Here is an 18,523-nt window from a genome sequence, read left to right as displayed (position 1 = left end):
ATGGGCATTATAAACTACCAAACAAAATTTAAAAATTTCAAAAAAAAGCTTAAAGGTAAGAATCGTGAAATTTTAACAAAAATATTGCCACCCATTTTTGCTCTTATTATTAAAGTCTTATTTTATTTGGTGCGTTGGGAGATTCAAGTTTCTCCAAAAGTGTCGGACAAAATTAAACAGAATCAGACCTTTGTTGTAGCGTTTTGGCACGGAGAGTTATTGCTGCAACCTCTAATATGCAATCGTTTTTTGCATTGCAATCAAAAAAAAGCTTCTGTGTTGATTAGTCAGCATTTTGATGGTGATTTAATTAGTGGAACGATTAAGTTTTTTGGTATTGATTCTTTGCGTGGTTCAAGCTCTAAAGGTGGAATCCGTGTGCTTTTAAATGCGGTTAAAAAAATGGAATCCCAAGAATATGTCGCAATTACACCTGATGGTCCGCGTGGTCCCTATCATAATGTAGCAGATGGAATCGTGTTTTTGGCACAAAAATCAAGAACCCCCATTGTGATTTCAAGAGTGATTTATCAAAGTGCTTGGGAATTTAAAAGCTGGGATAGATTCAAGATTCCAAAGCCTTTTAGCAAAGTGCATTGCATCATTAAAGAACCTTTAAATATAGAATCTTTAAAATTAGATGAGGCAAAGATTTTAATTAAAGCTAAAATGGAAGAAGATTGAGAAAGCAAAATGTAAGGAATATTTGGCGATGAAATGGGCAATAGGAGGTGTTGGTTTATTTCTTTTGATTGTAGGATATTTTTACTTTTCTACCTCGTATAGTTTGAGTCGTGAAGCCAAAAAAGAGTTTGCAAAGGGTAATTTTGAGGAATCTTATAATTTAGCAGAACAAGCTTTGGAGGTTGATCCTTACAATCGTTCCGCGCTTGGCATTTCTAGTCAATCCAAACAACGTTTAAATATTCAGAAACTTTTACAAAAAACAGAGCAAAATTATGAACATGCTTTGAGAATTTTAAAACAAGGCAGCTTAAGTCCGCAAGAATTTTTGCAACTGCGTTGGATTGTGGAAGAGTTTAATAAAGAATACCGCTCTGTTTTGATGCTTAACAACCCAAGCGAAATGGAAGAAAAGCAGCTAAAGCAGTATCAAGGGTGGTTTTTGCAATTAGAGAATCGCCTAAAAGAAGCCCAACATTCTTTACAAAAACAGACAAAATAAAAAGATATTGGTATTTTTTATTGAAAACTTTATAAATTTTGGATAAAATCAAATTCCCGCATTTATTAAACATTTTTTAAGGTATCCTAATGAAAATCTTTTATTCTCTCTTATTTATTATAACTTTTAGTTTTGCCCAATTTGATATAATGGGTTATGACACTCGCAGTGAAGAAGTTTTAAAAACCTTTGATGTTGAACCTGAATTTTTGAATAATGAATATTTTGTTGATGTGAAAAATACATTTTTGAGTGATGCGCGACAAGATTACTTATTGACAAAATTCAAAAATGGTTATGAGTTTATTCCTACTCTTAAAGAAATGTTTTTAAAAGAGGGGATTCCACAAGAGTTTTTGTATCTAGCGATGATTGAATCGGGATTTTCACTCACCGCTAAATCTAGCAAACGTGCAACGGGAATGTGGCAGTTTATGCCTAAAACAGCAAAGTCTTTGGGGTTAGAAATTAATGCGCAAATTGATGAGCGTAAAGATCCTATTAAATCAACAAAAGCAGCAATTACTTATTTAAAAACCCTAAAAGAGAGTTTTGGTAAATGGTATTTAGCAGCGATTGCTTATAATTGTGGTGATGGACGCTTAAGGCGCGCGATTGATGAAGCAGGTAGTGATTCGCTTAGTGTGCTTTTAGACCCAGAGATTAAATATATTCCACTTGAAAGTCGTATGTATATCCGCAAGATTCTGTCTGTTTCTTTGATGTTTCATAATGTCCATACATTAAAAAATAGCAACTATGATTATTTTTTGAATCGTGGAGCAAATTCTTTGCTTGCTTCTATTGAAGTTCCTTCTGCAACGCCTCTTCATAAAATTGCTTCCCAAGTGGGATTGAGTTTAGCAGATTTGAAATCCTATAATCCACAATTTAAGCGCAATATGACACCGACACAAGCAAAGACTTATTCTGTTTATATGCCTTATCAATTTTTGGCGCGTTATAAAGCAAAAACACAGAATCAAGAGAAAATGCAAGTTAAGTCTTATTTGGTTCATCGTGTAGGAAAGGGAGAGACGATTCATTCCATTGCTAAACGTTATGGTGTATCTAGCAAACGCATTACCCAATACAATGCAATTAAAAATGCGAATTCTCTCTCTATTAACCAAGAGATTATTATTCCTCTTGATAAGGGCAAAGCGTGAAAAATCTTTATGGAATCGTGCTAAGTATTTTTTGGATTGCTTTGGGTCTTAGTGGTTGTTTTTTTGGTGAAAGCAATGTCCATTATAATCCATCAATTTATCCTGCGAGTTCTGATACAACACGAAATTATGGGAAGCCAAACACTAGCGAACAGGCACATAAAGCTACGATGAAGCCCTATAAAGTGAAAGGGAAATGGTATTATCCTACTAATGTTGCATTGGGCGAGACTTATGATGGAATTGCAAGTTGGTATGGTCCAAAATTTCACGGCAAAAAAACTTCCAATGGAGAAACTTATAGTATGTATGCGCATACTGCTGCACATAAGACTTTGCCTATGAATACCATTGTGCGCGTAACAAGCAAAGAAAATGGTAAATCCACTATTGTGCGTATCAACGATAGGGGACCCTTTGTAACAGGTAGAATCATTGATTTGTCCAATAGTGCGGCAAAAGATATTGATATGGTGGGTAAAGGTACGGCGCGTGTGCGTGTAGAAGTCATTGGTTTTAATGGGACTATTTCGGATTCTATGCCATTAAATCAAGAAACACTCGCACATAGTGAATATAAAGTTGCCCACACAGAACAAAGTATGCAACTCTCCCAATTTCTCGTGCAAATTGGCGCATTTAGAAACAAAGAGGGCGCAAGAAGCTATCAGAAAAAACACGCAAATCAATATGGTTATCAAGCGGTTATTAGAGAATATACTTTTGATGGGAAAACAATTTATCGTGTAATGTTGAGTGGCTTTAAAAGTGAAGCAGAAGCAAGAGACTTTATTGCATCGGAAAAAATCGCTGGTGCATTTATTGCAACAGATTAGTAAAAAATTTAAGTGAAATGGCTATAAATTCAAGGAGGGCAGATGAATGGAAACTCTCACACGCAATACTAAAGAAACACGAATTACCGCAACTTTAGAGGTTTATGGCGAAGGTAAAGCAGAGATTGCAACCAATATTGGCTTTTTTAATCATATGTTAGAATCACTCTGTAAGCATTCTAATTGGAATTTAAAGCTACAATGTGAGGGAGATTTAGAAGTGGATTTTCACCATAGCGTGGAGGATTGTGGAATCGTAATTGGGACTTTGCTTAAAAATTCACTTTTTCCTATTCAAAGGGTTGAACGTTTCGGGAATGCTTCGATTGTAATGGACGAAGCTTGTGTGGAATGTGATTTAGACCTTAGTAATCGTCCTTTTTTGTTTTTTGATTTAAATGTAGTGGGTAAGGTCGGAGATTTTGATTGTGAGTTGGTAGAGGAGTTTTTTCGCGCAGTAGTTGTAAATGCTGGAATCTCTGCACATATTGTTAAGAAGCGGGGTAAAAATAAGCACCATTTAATAGAAGCTGCTTTTAAATCGTTTGCAGTGGCTTTGCGCCGTGCAACTACCAAGAACGAAACAATAGGGATTCCAAGCACAAAAGGTATTTTATGATTCAATTAATTGTATTAGATGTAGATGGCACTTTAAGCAATGGAGAGCTAATTTATACCAATGAAGGTATAGAGATTAAGGCGTTTAATGTTAAGGATGGTTTAGGAATCGCAGCTTGGCTTAAGCTTGGGAGAAAGGTTGCAATCATCACAGGGAGAGAATCCCAATTAGTCAAAACCCGAGCGCAAGAGCTTAAAATTACTTATTTAAAACAAGGCGTAAGTAATAAAGCAGAGGCTTTAGAGGAGATTTTAAAGGAAGCTAATCTTTCTTTAAAGGAAGTCGCTATTATCGGCGATGATTTAAATGATTTGAGTATGCTAAGGCTTGTTAAATATTCTTTTGCTCCATCAGATGCGGTAAAAGAAGTGAGACATAGCGTCTATAAAGTCTTAAAGAGTAAAGGTGGCAAAGGGGCGGTGCGTGAAATGATTAATTGGTTAATCAAAAAAGAAAAGTTGCAAGTTAGGTTTTATGAAATCTTTGCTTAGAATAAATCAACTTCAAAGTGGGCGTTTAGTGCCAATATTTTTTCTTTCTTTGTGTGTTTTTAGTTTTGTAATGGCTGTAGTTTTGAATAATAAAGAAGTCCAAAATCTAGCAAAACCAAAGGAAGTCGCGAGATTTGAAATCTTTGATTTTGAATATTATAGAATCGGAACACAAGGCGTAAGTGTTGTTGCGTTTGGAAAGAGGGCGCGTGAAAATGCCCAAAAATTAAATGAATTAGAACATTTTAGCATTGTGAATTTTACTTTTCCGAATGAAAAAGCCAAAGAGGGGGTTCAAGAGAATTTGCAATCTAGTTTTGCCCTTTATGATAATCAAGAGATTTTCTTTCCGCAGGGAGTAAATTACAAACGTGATGCAACAGAGTTTTGGAGTCAAGTTGCAAATTATAATCCCGACAAAAAAGAGTTAAAAGGAGAGGGGGAGTTTATCGTTTTGGACGAAAATTACAAGATTAGAGGACAGAATATTGTTTATAAGGAAAACAAAGTCTATGCAGACAATATTTATGGAATCCTAAAGGCAAATTGATGAGAATTTTGGTTGGAATTGCGTTGTTGTTTTTAAACCATTTTGTGTTGGCAAATGAAATTGAAGTGAGTGCAAAAGAGTTAATTGCCGATGAGAAACGCAAAATAACACAACTTAAAGGCAATGTAGAGGTAAAACGCGCAAAAGATAATTTAAAAGCGAATGAAGCCTTTATTTATCTTGATTCCAACAATCGTCCAACCAAAATGCAAGCGGTTGGAAATGTGCGCTTTTGGCTTACTTTGCAAGATGGGCGCAAGATTGAAGGACAGGCAAATGAAGCATTTTATTTGCCTTCCAATCAAGAATATCAGATTCTAGGAAATGCGGTTGTAAAAGAACCCGCTAAAAACAATATTGTGCGCGGAGATAAAATTATTATCCGACATAGAGAGGGTTTTATTAATGTTATAGGCAATGATAATAAACCTGCGCGTTTGATTTTTAAGCTTGAAAAAGGGCAGCTATGAGTCATTATCTTTTAAAGTCTGCAAGATTCCAAACTTCGGCACAAACACTTGCGCAATGTCCTCCACCCATTATTTCAGAAGTGGCTTTTTTGGGACGCAGTAATGTAGGCAAAAGCACATTGATTAATTTAATCTGTCATCAAAAAAATCTCGCTAAAAGTTCTGCAACACCCGGCAAGACACAATTAATTAATTTTTTCTTAACAGAATGGAGGGAAAATAAGACGCAAAATAGCTTGGAATCTGAAACATTGAAGATGATGTTTGTGGATTTGCCGGGTTTTGGTTATGCTAAAGTTGCAAAAAGCCAAAAGGAATTATGGAATCGCAATTTAGTAGAATTTTTGCGCAAACGTGATAATATTAGGCTGTTTGTGCATTTGGTAGATAGTCGTCATACAGATTTAGAAATTGATGAGAATCTTGTTTGCTTTATCTCGCAATTTCTTAGGGCTGACCAGCATTTAATGCGGATTTTTACAAAATTTGATAAATTAAATGCAACGGAGCAAAATAGGCTAAAAACTGCATTTCCTAAAGCACTATTTTCTAGTTCTTTAAAGAGGCAGAATCAAGACAAAATAGTAGATTCCATTATTGCAAATGCACTTGGGCAAGAAGTTTTGGAGGATTTATGATTATTGCACCCCCACTCTTAGCGGATATTCCTAAAATGCGTGAAATTGTTCGTTTAGAAGTTGAACGTGGCGTAATTTTAGAGAGGAGTACAGAGGCAATGGCGAATATGATTCGCTCCTATCGTGTAGTTTGGGAAGAAGAGTCTGCACTAAAAAATCTTGAAAATGCTCCTAAAGCGAAATTAAAGCTAGAATCTAAAAAGCTAAGTGAGCTAAAGAATCCCATAATGTTGGGATTCTGTGCTTTGCATATCCATTCTTTGGAGTTGGCAGAAATTCGTAGTCTTGTTGTAGCACCTTTTGCGCAAAGGTTAGGAGCAGGGAGTGCGTTAATCTTAGATTGTGAGCGTGAGGGTAAAACGCTTGGAATTAAGGAGATTTTGGTTTTAACTTATAAACGCGTTTTATTTGAAAAATTAGGATTTCAAGAGATTAGTAAAGAAAATATACCAAATCAAAAAATATGGGCGGATTGTATTTTATGCAAACATTTTCCACTATGCGAAGAAATAGCGTTAATCAAAAAAATTTAAAAATCTTTTTTTTGATTATTGCACTTGTCTTTTATCTTGCTTTAACAGATATTTTTTATTTTTTGCCACCACTTTTTGGTGTAATGTATGTGCTAACACAAGAGAATTATGAAGAGCAATATTTTGAAAGTTTTTATTTTTTAGTTCCTTTTTTTCTCTATTATGAGGCGAGTAAAGGTTTTCCTTTTTTGAGTAGCATTTTGTTTATTGCGGTATCCTTTGAGATTCTATTGCCAAAGTTCCGCAAATTCTTTGGTGATAGCAAGATTTTTATTCCATTTTTTATAGCTTATGCTTATTTGGGCTATTTTGCGTTTTTGAAAATTTTTGGTTGGTTTTTGGATTTTGATATTCCACCAATTTCTTGGCTTGTTGGATTGTATATTGTGTGTGAAATGGTGTTAATTTGGTTTTTTATGTGGATTTTATAAGATGAATATTCGTGTAACAATAGCCTTTATAATCTTCGTGCTGTTTTGGATATTATTATTGGCTAGAATCTTTGATTTAAGTGTTTTAAAACAGGCTTTTTTTCAAGAACAAGCAATCAAGAATATTCTACGCGAGGAATACATTGTGCCTGTGCGTGGGCAGATTTTAGACAGATATGGCGAACCGCTTGCGACAAACAATGTAGGTTTTATGCTTTCACTTCCTCCTCGTCTTTCTTTGCGTTCCAATTTGCCTTTGCTAGAGAGAGAAGTGGAGAATCTTTTGGCATTTTTTCCTCAATATTCCAAAGAGGAATTAATGAAAAATTATCGTCAAAAGGATTCTCCTTATAACCACGATTATATACCAATTATTGAGTTTGTAGAGCATAGTTTTATTTTGCAACATTATACACAGCTTTCTCAAAGCGAAAGATTGCGTATCATTCCTTTAGCGCACCGATATTATCCCAACAAAACCTCTGCTTCTCATGTGATTGGGTATGTAAGCAAAGCAAATCAAAAAGATATTGAAGACCAACCCATTGCTCAATACACAGGAAATATAGGCAAAGAGGGGTTAGAGCGTCAATACGATAGTTATTTGCAAGGGGAAGTTGGCAAACGCATTGTAAAAGTAACTGCATTAAACAAAGAAATGGAAGTAGTTTCACACGAGGACGCGATTGAGAATCACGATTTAATTACCACGTTAGATATTAGGCTTCAGCGCACAATGGACGAGATTTTTATGGAGCACAATGGAGCGGCAATCGTTATGAATGCGCACAATGGAGAGATTCTAGCTGCAGGAAGTTATCCAGAATACAATTTAAATCATTTCGTGGGCGGAATCTCTTATGAGAATTGGAATGTCTTGCGAGATAGCCCCTATAAGCCACTCATCAATAAATTTATCAATGGTTTGTATCCGCCCGGTTCTGTAATTAAAATGGGAATGGGACTAGCTCTTTTAGAACACGCAGGGATTAGCGAAACAACAGAGATAAAAACTCCTGCTTTCATAGAGCTAGGAGGGAGAAAATTCCGTGATTGGAAAAAAGAGGGACACGGGAGTGCAGATTTGTATAAAGCATTAAAGCGAAGTGTAGATGTGTATTTTTATATTCTCTCTTTAAAGGCAGATTTTGAAGATATTGCCAATGTGTTAAAAACTATGGGATTAGGAAAAAAGACAGGAGTAGATTTGCCAAATGAATTTTCCGGAATTGTCCCAAGCCCAAAATTAAAAAAAGCTCGTTTTAAACAAGATTGGTATGCGGGTGATAATGTAGTAAGCTCTATTGGGCAGGGGTTATTTTTGACTACACCTTTGCAAATAGCAAATTATACCGCTTTAATTGCGAGTGGAAAATTACCGATTCCGCATTTTGCAAAAGAAACCACAGAGGGAAAAAAGATTTATCCACCAAGAGATGTCTTGAGTGATTTTCAAAAAAGCAAGTTAAATGTCCTTAGAGAAGGAATGCGTCAAGTGTGTTCGGAGGCAGGTGGAACGGCGAATCTCTCTACGCGAGAATCCAAAGCCTATCTTGCTTGTAAGACAGGAACTGCACAGGTTGTAGGCATTTCACAGGCAGATAAGGATAGAATCAAAGAAAAAGATATGGATTATTTTCATCGCTCCCAAGCTTGGATCACGGGCTTTTTGCCTGCAGATAATCCGCTTTATGTGATTACGGTAATGGTAGAACACGGCGGGAGTGGTAGCGGTACAGGTGGTCCGGTATTGGCAAAACTTGCAAACGCATTAGTGGATTTAGGTTATGTAAAACCTCGTGGGGGGAAAAATACAAAGACTATTAATGCGGTAGATTCTAGCTTTGAAGCAGAAGCAGAGTAGGAGTGGGAATGGAATCAGAAATCAACAAGATAGAATCAACCCAAAAAATGGACTTTGTAGAATCTCTACCAAAACTCTTGAAAGACAAAAAGGTTATTTTAGGCGTCTGTGGAAGTGTTGCGATTTACAAGTCTTTGGAGATTATTAGAATCTTGCAAAAATTAGGCGCAAGTGTGCGCGTAGTGATGAGCCAAAGCGCACAGGAGTTTATTAAACCCTTGCTTTTTGAGGCAATTTCACATCATCAGGTTTTGACACAAGAGACGCAAAGTTGGGGACAGAATCCCTGCAACCATATTGAGCTTGCAACTTGGGGAGATGTGTTTTTAATTGCACCAAGCACTGCGAATACTTTTAATAAAATTGCAAATGGAATCGCAGATAATGTTTTATTGGAAAGCTTTTTAGCGTTTGATAAAATTAAACTTGTTGCACCTGCTGCAAATAGTGTAATGCTGAATAATTCTACAACTTCTTTGAACAAAATTCTTAAGGAATATGGTTCGCATTTTGTCATTCCTCCACAAGTAAAAGAACTTGCGTGTGGAACAAATGGATATGGTGCATTAGCAGATCCCTTAGAGATTGTATTTAACCTTTTACGCGCTTTATTAAAGAACTCTTTTTGGGAAAATTGTGCTGTATGCGTAAGTGGTGGTGGGAGCAAGGAAGCAATAGATGATGTGCGCTATTTATCTAACTTTTCTAGTGGCAAAATGGGATCATCGTTGGCGTTAGCCGCTTATTTTTTGGGTGCAAATGTTTATTTTATTAGTTCAAAAATGCCTTATCCTTTACCTTTGGATATAAACATTAAAGAAGTGGAATCTAGCGAGGATTTTTTCAATGCGATTCTCTCTTGGCAGAAAAGCCCATTTTGTAAATCAAAACAATCTTTTTTGTTTATGAATGCGGCAATTAGTGATTATCTCCCTAAAAAAGCACATGGTAAGCTCAAAAAACAAGAAATTGGCGAAGTGTGGAATCTGCAATTGCAAGAAAACAAAGATATTTTAGCCACATTGCCCAAAGTGCAAAAAACGATTGGTTTCAAACTAGAATCACAAGCAAATGAGGAAGTTAGTTTGCAAAATGCACAAAATGCACTAAGGCAAAAACAAATAGACGCAATTTGCTTGAATACGATTACAGAATCCAAAAATCCACTAGAATCCCAGCAGAATCAAATTTTTTGGATACAAGATTCCTCTGTTGTGGATTTGGGATTTTGCGATAAATTCAGTTTAGCCTTTAAAATTTTACAACAGGCAAAAAACTTATGATAAAGCAACTAAGCCAACTTGCACAAGTGCAAAATACATTACAAAACTCCGCAAATAAACCTACGCAGTTTAATGCCTCACTCCCGATGAGATTAGAAGTAATGGAAAAAATGCAAGGAATCCGCTATATGCTAAAAGTTGGTAATATAGCAATGGAGACAAAAAGCCTAAAAGAACTAGAGATTGGGGGAAAATATTGGGCTCAAATGGCGCGTGGAAGCGCAGGTGGAATCACTCTTTCTAATCTTATCAAGCAACCCGATTTGCTAAAAGAGCAAAATGTCCCACTCAAACTTAGTAGCGAGGCAATGCAGGAGTTTTTAAGAGGAGAGAATCCCTTTGATGTAATGAAAGGGTTTTTGAGTGATCGTTTGGCAAATGCGGAATCTAGGTGGGAATTTGCATTTTTGAGCCATATGCTAATGTCATTGAAACAGAAAGTTCTCACGATTCCTTTGCATTATGATGATGAGAGCAAGGATGGTTTAATGCAGTTAAGAAAAAAACGAATAGGTGAGCAGGAATGTTTAGAGTTTTATTCTGTCTTTGCAAATCTCGGTGCTACTTGGGGCTTACTTTGGAATTTCAAAGAGGGTGTGCGGTTAGATATTAGCGTGATGTATGAGGGGGTGGCGCGTTTGTTGCGCGAGAATCTAAAGGAGCTTGAGTTTATTCGTGAAACCAATATTAGTGTAGATAGCGGAATCGTGCCTTTGTATGACTTTAGTAATTCTTTGTTGGATTTAGAGGGCTAAATGCATCTTGCGCTTATTATGGACGGCAATGGCAGATGGGCAAAAAAGCACCTACAACCTCGTATTTTTGGTCATAAAGAGGGTGCAAAGAAGATCCGAGAAATTACAGAATTTTGCGCAAAAAGCGGTATAAAGTATTTGAGTCTTTATGCTTTTTCTACCGAAAATTGGAAACGTCCCAAAGCGGAAGTAGAATATTTGATGAAGCTTTTAGGGGAATATTTAGTAAAGGAGCGACAAACTTATTTGGAATCCAATATCGTCTTTAAAAGCATTGGAGATCTTAGTAAATTAAGTTTAGAGCTACAACAAGAAATCAAATCTTTAGAGGAGCAAACACAGGAGAAATGCAATGGGCTAACGCAGATTTTGGCGTTAAATTATGGCGCAAAAGATGAATTAAGACGCGCATTTATACAATTAAGCCAAAAAGGAGATTTGCAACAAGTGCAAGAAGGGGAAATTGCTCAAATGCTAGATACAAAGGGAATCCCAGATGTAGATATGCTCGTGCGCACAGGGGGAGAAATGCGACTTTCAAACTTTCTTTTGTGGCAGAGTGCGTATGCAGAGCTGTTTTTTACCCAAACTTTGTGGCCTAATTTTAGCACACAAGAATTGGCTTCTATGCTTACAGAATTTCACCAAAGGAATCGTCGCTTTGGTGGGCTATAAAGTTTTTTGTTTAAGTAGAGAATCTTTAATGGAATATGTATTATAATCCCCCTTTTAAAATAGGCAAAACCACAAAAAGTCTAAATAAATAACAATAGTTAATCTTGCTAAAACACAGGATTGTCTGTGCCATACATCATAAAAAGCACCATAAAGGCAGCGAAAAATCCTAACAATAAAGGAATAAACTTTGACATACTTTTCCTTAAAAGAGTAAAAATGAAAAACTTAGCATACAATAAAAGACCTAAAAGTTTTCAAGATTTTATCGGACAATCCCATCTTTTTGGAGAAAATGCACCTTTTATGCGCTTGATTTTGTCGCGTAAGATTCCCCATAGCTTTTTCTTTGGACCTCCGGGAAGCGGTAAAACAAGCGCGGCAATGCTGATTGCTAAAGCAATGGATTATCCCTTCTATCCTCTAAATGCCACAAATTTTAAGGCAGAGGATTTGCGTGGAATCCTAAAAACTCATCATCATACTCTACAAAAACCCCTCATTTTTATTGATGAAGTGCATCGTTTGAGCAAAACACAGCAAGAAATGCTTTTGCCCGTTATGGAAAACAATCAAGCCTTGCTTTTGGGAGCTTCCACAGAGAATCCCTATTTTGCTCTTACTCAAGCGATTCGTTCGCGTTCTATGGTGTTTGAATTTTATCCTTTAAGCCAAGAGGATTTAGAAAAAATTTTAGAATCCTATACGCTAAAAGCGGAGGTAAAAGACTTTTTAATCCAAACAAGCGGAGGAGATGCAAGGGCGATGTTGAATCTGCTTGATTGTGCGTTAAGCACGGATTTGCCTTTAAATATAGGGCTTTTAGAATCTTTTCGCAAGACAAGCCTAAGTGGCACAAGCGAGTTAGATACGCATTATAATCTTATCTCGGCAATGATTAAAAGCATTCGTGGAAGCGATGAAAACGCAGCGATTTATTATCTTGCGCGTTTGATTGCGGGAGGAGAAAACCCTGAATTTATCGCGCGCCGCCTCGTGATTTTAGCAAGTGAGGATATTGGAAATGCTAATCCCAATGCCTTAAATTTAGCTAATTCCACAATGCAAAGCGTTGCAAAAATTGGTTATCCAGAGGCTAGGATTCTCTTAGCCCAATGTGTGATTTATCTTAGTGCTTCGCCTAAGTCCAATAGTGCTTATTGTGCGATTGATAAGGCGATTTCTTATGTTGAAAAAAACCCCAACGAGCCAATTCCACCCCATATTTTGCAATTCCACAAAAATTATCTTTATCCCCACGATTTTGGAGGCTTTGTAGAACAAAAATATTTAAATAAAGATTTAAAATTTGTGGAGTGGTTACCTAAAGGATTTGAAAAAACCCTCAAGGAATGGCTAGATAAGATTAAAGGAAAGGAAAGCAAAGAATGAGCGGGGAAAGAATAGAGATTGCAAATAGTTATGAGTTATTAAAATATCTTAAAATGCAAAATTTATTACCGAATATTCCTCAAATTTCTTGTATTGCGGAGTTGGAATACCAAAAGAATTTATGGTGGTGGCCTAATGCTTTGAGCTTTGAAGTGTTAATTGGAGCAATTTTAGTGCAAAATACGCGTTGGGAGCAAGTCTCTATCGCATTAGAAAAATTAAGAAATCAAGAGATATTGGATTTGGAATCTTTAAGCAAGATTCCAAATTCTGCTTTGCAAGTTTTGGTGCAAAATGTAGGATTCTATCGTCAAAAAGCAACAAGAATCCAAAAAATATGTCAAAATATTTTAAAAGATTTTGGGGATTATGCAAATTTTTGTATGCAAGTTTCGCGCGAATGGCTTTTGTCTCAAAAAGGAATTGGAATGGAAACCTGCGATGCAATTTTGTGCTATGGCTTGGGGCGAGAAGTAATGGTGGCAGATGCTTATACTTTTAAGTTGCTCCAAACCTATGGCTATACTTTGGAATCTTATGAGGATTTGCAGGATTGGTTAAGTAGTGGAGTAAGAGAACATTACGATAAGGTTTGCGCACTTTATGGGCTAGAGATTCCTATGAATCTATTGTTCGCAAGATTTCACGGCAAGATTGTAGAGTATTGTAAAAAACATCAGTAAGGAAAAATAATGCAAAAATATGAAAAATTTGAGCCTTTAAAAGTGTTTTTAGAGATTTGTGCGATTCCGCACGCAAGTTTTAAAACACAAGCTTTAAAGGAATGGATTATCAAAGAGGCACAGAAATTTGGCGCAAAAGTGCAGTGTGATACAATAGGTAATGTGCTATGCTCTAAAGGCACACCCAAGATTTGTTTGCAAGGGCATTATGATATGGTTTATGTGGGGGAATCTGCGGAATTTGAAGTAAAGCCAAAATTCAAAAAGAGTCAAAATAAAGATTTTTTGTGTGCAGAGGATTCTAGTTTGGGGGCAGATAATGGGGCAGCTTTGGCGTGTATGTTACTTGCTTTAAGGGATTGTATTAATCTTGAATGTCTCTTTACCATAGATGAGGAAGTAGGAATGTTGGGCGCAAGAGATATTGCATTGCCCTTGCTCTCCCCTTATATGTTAAATTGCGATAGTGAAGAGATAGATGAGTTGGTTTGCTCCTGTGCTGGAGGCTATGATTTGGAATGCAAAATTTGTATGGAATCCTTTGAGATTCCACAAGATTGTGAGCTAGTAGAGATTTATACAAAAGGATTTAAGGGCGGACATAGTGGGATTGAGATTCACAAAAAGATTCCTAATGCGATTTTGGAATTAGCTAAAGTTGCTAAGAATTTGGTGGATAATGGAGCTTTTATTGTAGAATTTAGCGGGGGTGAGAAAAGAAATTCTATCCCTGTGAATGCAATGTTGCGCGTTGCGATTCCGCAACCAAAATATGCACAATGCAAGGACATTTTAAAAAAAGCCACACAACAACCCTTAAAGGATTCCGCGCATTTTGCTCTTTCTACTTTTGAAGCGAGGAATAACAAATATTTTAATGCAGATAAAATCTTAGAAGCCATTTTAAACTTGCAAAATGGAGTGATTGTTTCTTCTGATAATGCACCTATTCTCTCTAGTAATCTTGGGATTCTGCGACAAAATATTGAGAATGAAAAAGTGCAAATTAATTTTGTGGTAATGGGACGCGGAAATCAAGAATCTTTAATGCAAAACAATATTACACAAGAAAAAGCTAGATTAGAAACATTGGGCTTTGATGTGAAATTATCTGATTATTATGCGCCTTGGGAGAAAGAGGAAAGCCTATTATTGACAAGCGTATGGGAAGTAATGCAAGAGCAAAATCCCAAAGTAGAATTAAAAAGCATTCACGCTGGGCTTGAATGTGGAATCTTGAAACAAAAATACCCAAAAGTTAGTTTTGCCTCCATTGGACCAAGCATTTCTCATCCACATTCAGTAAATGAGGAGATGGATTTGGAAAGCTTTGTGCGATTTGATAGGATTCTAAAAGAAGTTCTAAAAAGATTCCAAGCAATTTAGCAAAATGCCAAAGAGATTTTGCTAGAATTGCGCAGAAATTTAGGTTTAGGGATTAAGAATGGCACAAAATAAAAGAGATTCAAAAGTTTTTCTATGCTTTATAGCTTTTGGTGCTTTATGGGCAAGTTCTTTATTTGCAGCACCTTCTCTTGTAAATGGGATTGCATTTTTCGTAAATGATTCCCCTGTTACTTTAATGGAAGTGTATCAAGTAGAGCAACGCGATAAAGTTTCACAACAAATTGCAGTAGATATGCTCATTAACGACAGATTGCACAAAGAAGAGATTAAAAAGAGAAATATTGTCGTCAATACGATTGAGATTGAAGATGAGATTGCAAGAATTGCAAAGCAAAAGAATGCGACATTAGAGCAGGTTAGGAATTATATTCAGGGCAATGGTGGGAATTGGGAGGATTATAAAGAAAACATTAAGCAGAATTTGCAAAAGAGAAAACTCTATCAATCCATTACGCAAGAGGGTTTGCGAATGGTAGATGAAAAAGAGCTTGAAAATTACTATAATACACACAAACAAGAATTTTCTATTCCACAAAGTATTGAAGTGGTGAAGTATTTTAGCAAGGATAATAAAGCACTTGAAAAGACGATTCAAAGCAATGGAAAAGTGATTCCAAATAGCGTCAAAAAGACGAATGAAGTCTTGCAGACAATAGAATTACACCCTCAAATAGTTAATGCTTTCACGCAAGGGGCGATTGGTAGATTTACGCCAATTTTTCCCATTGAGGACGAATTTGTTACATTCTTGATTCAAGCAAAGAATAATCCTGCACTTTTGCCTTACAATAATGTTCGCAATGTTGTATTGCAAAAAATAATGGAGCAAAAAGAGGATTATTTGATTTATGAATATTTTGAAAAGTTGCGTTCTAATGCAAAAGTTAATATTGTGCGTTTAAGATAAGGAGAAAAAATGTTAAGTATAAGAAGTTTTTTTAAATATGGTATGCCTTTAATGGCGATTAGCGCAGTGGCTTTAGTGGGTTGTGGCACAACAAAAGCAACCACTCCAAATGCCCCGCAATTTTCACAATGCTACAACCAAGAAACCAATACGGCAAAGAATTGTGAAGAGATGGATTTTAAAAAATTATTGGAATCTAAAGAGGAATGGAAAATCAATTCTTATCATCTCAAAGGCAATACGATTGTCTTAAAACAAACTGCGGAAAGCCCTTTTGTGGTGCGATTTAATAATAATAAAATTAACGGCACATTGGGTTGTAATCATTTTTTTGGTGATTATTTAATAGAGGGCAATTACCTTAAACTTGGAAATGTGGGAATGACGCGCAAAATGTGTGCTCCAGAAGTAATGATACACGAGGATACTATGGTGCAGAATTTTTTAAATGTTTCTACAAAAATTGTTGTCATAGAGGAAGCCAAAGGAGTGAGTAAAATTTTCTTTATAGGTAAGGATTTTTATCTAGTATTAAACTAAAAGTATAAAGTTTAAAGATATTTTTACCTAAATTACAATAGGCTTTAGGCTTTTAAGATTTATTGAAAGGTAAAAGAATGTGGGTTACAAAATCCTATAATGATAAATTTCAACAAGAATACAAAATAGAACGTAAGTTGCATGAAATCAAAGGCGAGAGGCATACATTAGAGCTTTTTAACTCTATTGCTTTTGGTGAGATTGCTTTGTTAGAGGAGGGAATGTTACTTCAGAATTTGTTGTGTGTGCAAAGTGAGTTTTTAGCACATATTTCGGCTTGTTCGCATAAAATGCCTAAACGCGTATTGATTGTGGGAAGTTTTAATTTAGAAATTGCCTTTGAGTTTTTAAAACATAAAGATTTGCAAGTAGATTTTTTGCAATTTGATTTAAAGGTTTTGGAATCTCTCATTAGCTTTTTGCCGCACTATAAAGAGGTGATGCAATCCTCACATTTTACATTGATTCCACAAAAAAGCAAGGAGTTTTTAGCGCAAAATGTAGAGGGAAATAAAGTAGGTTATGATATTGTGGTGTTGTTAGATTCCAAGCAGAATCCTCAAGATTATCAAACCTTGCTAAAAGACGATGGAATCTTAATGATAAAATCTCCACAGATTCTATTGGATGCTTTAGAAGTAAAGCAGTTATTGGAATCCTTAAAAGGTTTTAGGGTAAAAATGCCTTGCTTTGCTCCATTGTCGCCTTTACAAGATTGCTATATTTTTGCATCTAAAGTGTATCATCCCACAGCGGATATTCAATTACAACGCGCAGATATGTTGGAGGGATTAGATTATTACAATGCAAATTTGCATTTAAGTGCATTTGTTTTGCCGCAATCTGTGAAAACAACACTCTTTGGAGTGGCTAAAAATTGAATTTTTCTTATGCTATTGCATTAAGTGGTGGAATCGCAAGTGGTAAAAGCACAGTGTCTTCGTTGCTTAGGCTTTATGGCTATTGTGTGATTTGTGCAGACGAGATTTCGCACAAGGTATTAGAATCTAGCACAAAGGAAGTTCTTGCGGTGTTTGGCAATGGAATCTTAAAGGAAGGTTCGGATTCTATGATTGACCGACAGAAATTAGGAGCAATTGTATTTTCAGACAAAGACGCTAGGGCAAAATTAGAATCTATCTTACACCCAAAGATTAGACAAGAGATTGAGATTCAAGCACAAGCACAAGAGCTTAAGAAAGCCCCTTATTTTATTGATATTCCTTTATTTTTTGAAACAAACCACTATCCCATTAAGCAATCTTTGCTTATCTATGCGACAAAAGAATTACAGCTAGAGCGACTACAAAAACGCAATGGATTAAGCAAACAAGAAGCACTTTGCAGAATAGAATCGCAGATGCCATTAGAATATAAGCGCACTTTAGCTAGTGATGTAATTGAAAACCTAGGCACTTTAGAGGAATTGCAAAGCGCAGTAGAGAGCTATTTAAATGTCTTGCAAAAGCTTAAAATTTAATTTAAGCTTTGTTTGTTATAATTCTGCCCTTTAAAGTGTAGGGGTGTTAGCTCAGCTGGGAGAGCGCAACGCTGGCAGCGTTGAGGTCAGGAGTTCGATCCTCCTACACTCCACCATTTGTGCGTCCGTAGCTCAGCTGGATAGAGCAACAGGTTGCGGTCCTGTAGGTCGGGGATTCGAATTCCTCCGGGCGTACCATTTTTTCTTATCAAATAGCTTTAAAATACCTTGAATCAATTTTTTAAATTATGCAAAATATTAATCCTACTTATTCTTACAAATCCCCCTCTACTTTGTCATTGCGAGGAATGAGCGGAGCGAATAACGAAGCAATCCATAATATTGTGCTTCTTTATAAGATTCCATTTGCCTTTTGATTTTTTAAATGCAAAATTGTAAAGTTTAATTTATGCGTGATTATGTATTGCTTCGGCTAGGTCTCGCAATGACAAAGGAGCGATATGCAATGATAGAGGAAATAACATAATGACAAGGCGGTAAAGCGCAAGGATAAAAAACCACGCACTAGGGACACCCTTTCCGTGCATAGAAAAACTTCGTGTAAATAAAACTCTCATTTCATTTTCGCTTCACATTGGTTAGCTACACTTCAG

23 protein-coding genes and 2 tRNA genes are annotated in these 18,523 nt (G+C 36.1%); 24 read left to right on the top strand and 1 reads right to left on the bottom strand.

Annotation, left to right across the window (positions count from 1 at the left end):
* The 24 genes from BS85_RS0107270 to BS85_RS0107150 all read left to right on the top strand — a co-directional run bounded on the left by BS85_RS0107270 (position 1) and on the right by BS85_RS0107150 (position 18,107).
* A complete protein-coding gene (locus BS85_RS0107270; RefSeq protein WP_084310237.1) occupies positions 1-684 on the top strand; it encodes a lysophospholipid acyltransferase family protein in 684 nt (227 codons plus the stop codon).
* A gap of 28 nt (positions 685-712) precedes the next feature.
* Positions 713-1,186 carry a hypothetical protein gene (locus BS85_RS0107265; RefSeq protein ID WP_026944209.1) on the top strand — a complete coding sequence of 158 codons (474 nt, stop codon included), beginning with the start codon at positions 713-715 and terminating at the stop codon, positions 1,184-1,186.
* An 89-nt stretch (positions 1,187-1,275) separates the two neighbouring features.
* On the top strand, positions 1,276-2,355 hold the full coding sequence (locus BS85_RS0107260) for a lytic transglycosylase domain-containing protein (protein WP_026944208.1): 1,080 nt from the start codon (positions 1,276-1,278) through the stop codon (positions 2,353-2,355).
* The gene (locus BS85_RS0107255; protein ID WP_026944207.1) at positions 2,352-3,191 is read left to right on the top strand and encodes a septal ring lytic transglycosylase RlpA family protein; all 840 of its coding nucleotides are present in this window, start codon (positions 2,352-2,354) and stop codon (positions 3,189-3,191) included. Before BS85_RS0107260 ends, BS85_RS0107255 begins: the two co-directional genes overlap by 4 nt.
* A gap of 46 nt (positions 3,192-3,237) precedes the next feature.
* Positions 3,238-3,810 carry an imidazoleglycerol-phosphate dehydratase HisB gene (gene hisB / locus BS85_RS0107250; RefSeq protein WP_026944206.1) on the top strand — a complete coding sequence of 191 codons (573 nt, stop codon included), beginning with the start codon at positions 3,238-3,240 and terminating at the stop codon, positions 3,808-3,810.
* A complete protein-coding gene (locus tag BS85_RS0107245) occupies positions 3,807-4,301 on the top strand; it encodes a KdsC family phosphatase (RefSeq protein ID WP_026944205.1) in 495 nt (164 codons plus the stop codon). Before hisB ends, BS85_RS0107245 begins: the two co-directional genes overlap by 4 nt.
* Before the next feature lie 28 nt (positions 4,302-4,329).
* On the top strand, positions 4,330-4,851 hold the full coding sequence (locus tag BS85_RS0107240) for a hypothetical protein (protein WP_169734698.1): 522 nt from the start codon (positions 4,330-4,332) through the stop codon (positions 4,849-4,851).
* On the top strand, positions 4,851-5,321 hold the full coding sequence (lptA, locus tag BS85_RS0107235; protein WP_026944203.1) for a lipopolysaccharide transport periplasmic protein LptA: 471 nt from the start codon (positions 4,851-4,853) through the stop codon (positions 5,319-5,321). The genes BS85_RS0107240 and lptA overlap by 1 nt, the downstream gene beginning before the upstream one ends.
* On the top strand, positions 5,318-5,959 hold the full coding sequence (gene yihA, locus BS85_RS0107230; RefSeq protein ID WP_026944202.1) for a ribosome biogenesis GTP-binding protein YihA/YsxC: 642 nt from the start codon (positions 5,318-5,320) through the stop codon (positions 5,957-5,959). Before lptA ends, yihA begins: the two co-directional genes overlap by 4 nt.
* Positions 5,956-6,492, top strand: coding sequence for a GNAT family N-acetyltransferase (locus tag BS85_RS0107225; RefSeq protein WP_026944201.1), 537 nt, complete (start codon positions 5,956-5,958; stop codon positions 6,490-6,492). The genes yihA and BS85_RS0107225 overlap by 4 nt, the downstream gene beginning before the upstream one ends.
* Positions 6,493-6,503: 11 nt before the next feature.
* The gene (locus BS85_RS0107220; RefSeq protein ID WP_245596314.1) at positions 6,504-6,923 is read left to right on the top strand and encodes a hypothetical protein; all 420 of its coding nucleotides are present in this window, start codon (positions 6,504-6,506) and stop codon (positions 6,921-6,923) included.
* Between the two features lies 1 nt (position 6,924).
* Positions 6,925-8,787: a penicillin-binding protein 2 gene (gene mrdA, locus BS85_RS0107215; protein ID WP_026944199.1), complete on the top strand. Its 1,863-nt coding sequence runs from the start codon at positions 6,925-6,927 to the stop codon at positions 8,785-8,787.
* Between the two features lie 8 nt (positions 8,788-8,795).
* Positions 8,796-10,070 carry a bifunctional phosphopantothenoylcysteine decarboxylase/phosphopantothenate--cysteine ligase CoaBC gene (coaBC, locus tag BS85_RS0107210; protein ID WP_245596313.1) on the top strand — a complete coding sequence of 425 codons (1,275 nt, stop codon included), beginning with the start codon at positions 8,796-8,798 and terminating at the stop codon, positions 10,068-10,070.
* Positions 10,067-10,825 carry a hypothetical protein gene (locus BS85_RS11505; protein WP_026944197.1) on the top strand — a complete coding sequence of 253 codons (759 nt, stop codon included), beginning with the start codon at positions 10,067-10,069 and terminating at the stop codon, positions 10,823-10,825. The genes coaBC and BS85_RS11505 overlap by 4 nt, the downstream gene beginning before the upstream one ends.
* Complete coding sequence (locus tag BS85_RS11500; RefSeq protein WP_026944196.1) at positions 10,826-11,500, top strand: di-trans,poly-cis-decaprenylcistransferase; 675 nt, start codon at positions 10,826-10,828, stop codon at positions 11,498-11,500.
* A gap of 219 nt (positions 11,501-11,719) precedes the next feature.
* Positions 11,720-12,892 carry a replication-associated recombination protein A gene (locus BS85_RS0107190; protein WP_026944195.1) on the top strand — a complete coding sequence of 391 codons (1,173 nt, stop codon included), beginning with the start codon at positions 11,720-11,722 and terminating at the stop codon, positions 12,890-12,892.
* Positions 12,893-12,909: 17 nt separating this feature from the next.
* Positions 12,910-13,575 (top strand): 3-methyladenine DNA glycosylase, encoded by a 666-nt coding sequence (locus BS85_RS0107185; RefSeq protein ID WP_026944194.1) that lies wholly within the window; start codon positions 12,910-12,912, stop codon positions 13,573-13,575.
* Between the two features lie 9 nt (positions 13,576-13,584).
* A complete protein-coding gene (locus BS85_RS0107180) occupies positions 13,585-14,961 on the top strand; it encodes a M20/M25/M40 family metallo-hydrolase (RefSeq protein WP_026944193.1) in 1,377 nt (458 codons plus the stop codon).
* 58 nt (positions 14,962-15,019) lie between these two features.
* Positions 15,020-15,889 carry a peptidyl-prolyl cis-trans isomerase gene (locus BS85_RS0107175; RefSeq protein ID WP_245596312.1) on the top strand — a complete coding sequence of 290 codons (870 nt, stop codon included), beginning with the start codon at positions 15,020-15,022 and terminating at the stop codon, positions 15,887-15,889.
* Between the two features lie 9 nt (positions 15,890-15,898).
* A complete protein-coding gene (locus tag BS85_RS0107170; RefSeq protein WP_026944191.1) occupies positions 15,899-16,429 on the top strand; it encodes an META domain-containing protein in 531 nt (176 codons plus the stop codon).
* Positions 16,430-16,506: 77 nt separating this feature from the next.
* A complete protein-coding gene (locus tag BS85_RS0107165) occupies positions 16,507-17,310 on the top strand; it encodes a spermine/spermidine synthase domain-containing protein (protein ID WP_026944190.1) in 804 nt (267 codons plus the stop codon).
* Complete coding sequence (gene coaE / locus BS85_RS0107160) at positions 17,307-17,909, top strand: dephospho-CoA kinase (RefSeq protein WP_026944189.1); 603 nt, start codon at positions 17,307-17,309, stop codon at positions 17,907-17,909. The genes BS85_RS0107165 and coaE overlap by 4 nt, the downstream gene beginning before the upstream one ends.
* 40 nt (positions 17,910-17,949) lie before the next feature.
* Positions 17,950-18,025: transfer RNA gene (locus tag BS85_RS0107155), tRNA-Ala, on the top strand.
* Between the two features lie 5 nt (positions 18,026-18,030).
* A tRNA-Arg gene (locus BS85_RS0107150) sits at positions 18,031-18,107 on the top strand.
* Between the two features lie 209 nt (positions 18,108-18,316).
* On the opposite strand, the gene BS85_RS11495 is transcribed toward BS85_RS0107150, so the two are convergent.
* Entirely contained in the window at positions 18,317-18,487 is a 171-nt protein-coding gene (locus tag BS85_RS11495; protein ID WP_156938085.1) for a hypothetical protein, read from the bottom strand.
* Positions 18,488-18,523: the final 36 nt, after the last annotated feature.

The organism is Helicobacter rodentium ATCC 700285, assembly GCF_000687535.1.
Classification (GTDB): domain Bacteria; phylum Campylobacterota; class Campylobacteria; order Campylobacterales; family Helicobacteraceae; genus Helicobacter_D; species Helicobacter_D rodentium.
The sequence above is the reverse complement of the archived record's forward strand: the minus strand, read 5'-3'. Positions and strand labels throughout refer to the sequence as shown.

Excerpts from the sequence above, each read along its gene's own strand:
- BS85_RS0107270 (WP_084310237.1), top strand. The coding sequence starts at position 1 with ATGGGCATTATAAACTACCAAACAAAATTTAAAAATTTCAAAAAAAAG.
- BS85_RS0107265 (WP_026944209.1), top strand. The coding sequence starts at position 713 with ATGAAATGGGCAATAGGAGGTGTTGGTTTATTTCTTTTGATTGTAGGA.
- BS85_RS0107260 (WP_026944208.1), top strand. The coding sequence starts at position 1,276 with ATGAAAATCTTTTATTCTCTCTTATTTATTATAACTTTTAGTTTTGCC.
- hisB (WP_026944206.1), top strand. The coding sequence starts at position 3,238 with ATGGAAACTCTCACACGCAATACTAAAGAAACACGAATTACCGCAACT.
- BS85_RS0107245 (WP_026944205.1), top strand. The coding sequence starts at position 3,807 with ATGATTCAATTAATTGTATTAGATGTAGATGGCACTTTAAGCAATGGA.
- lptA (WP_026944203.1), top strand. The coding sequence starts at position 4,851 with ATGAGAATTTTGGTTGGAATTGCGTTGTTGTTTTTAAACCATTTTGTG.
- yihA (WP_026944202.1), top strand. The coding sequence starts at position 5,318 with ATGAGTCATTATCTTTTAAAGTCTGCAAGATTCCAAACTTCGGCACAA.
- BS85_RS0107225 (WP_026944201.1), top strand. The coding sequence starts at position 5,956 with ATGATTATTGCACCCCCACTCTTAGCGGATATTCCTAAAATGCGTGAA.
- mrdA (WP_026944199.1), top strand. The coding sequence starts at position 6,925 with ATGAATATTCGTGTAACAATAGCCTTTATAATCTTCGTGCTGTTTTGG.
- coaBC (WP_245596313.1), top strand. The coding sequence starts at position 8,796 with ATGGAATCAGAAATCAACAAGATAGAATCAACCCAAAAAATGGACTTT.
- BS85_RS11505 (WP_026944197.1), top strand. The coding sequence starts at position 10,067 with ATGATAAAGCAACTAAGCCAACTTGCACAAGTGCAAAATACATTACAA.
- BS85_RS11500 (WP_026944196.1), top strand. The coding sequence starts at position 10,826 with ATGCATCTTGCGCTTATTATGGACGGCAATGGCAGATGGGCAAAAAAG.
- BS85_RS0107190 (WP_026944195.1), top strand. The coding sequence starts at position 11,720 with ATGAAAAACTTAGCATACAATAAAAGACCTAAAAGTTTTCAAGATTTT.
- BS85_RS0107180 (WP_026944193.1), top strand. The coding sequence starts at position 13,585 with ATGCAAAAATATGAAAAATTTGAGCCTTTAAAAGTGTTTTTAGAGATT.
- BS85_RS0107175 (WP_245596312.1), top strand. The coding sequence starts at position 15,020 with ATGGCACAAAATAAAAGAGATTCAAAAGTTTTTCTATGCTTTATAGCT.
- BS85_RS0107170 (WP_026944191.1), top strand. The coding sequence starts at position 15,899 with ATGTTAAGTATAAGAAGTTTTTTTAAATATGGTATGCCTTTAATGGCG.
- BS85_RS0107165 (WP_026944190.1), top strand. The coding sequence starts at position 16,507 with ATGTGGGTTACAAAATCCTATAATGATAAATTTCAACAAGAATACAAA.
- BS85_RS11495 (WP_156938085.1), bottom strand. The coding sequence starts at position 18,487 with ATGAGAGTTTTATTTACACGAAGTTTTTCTATGCACGGAAAGGGTGTC.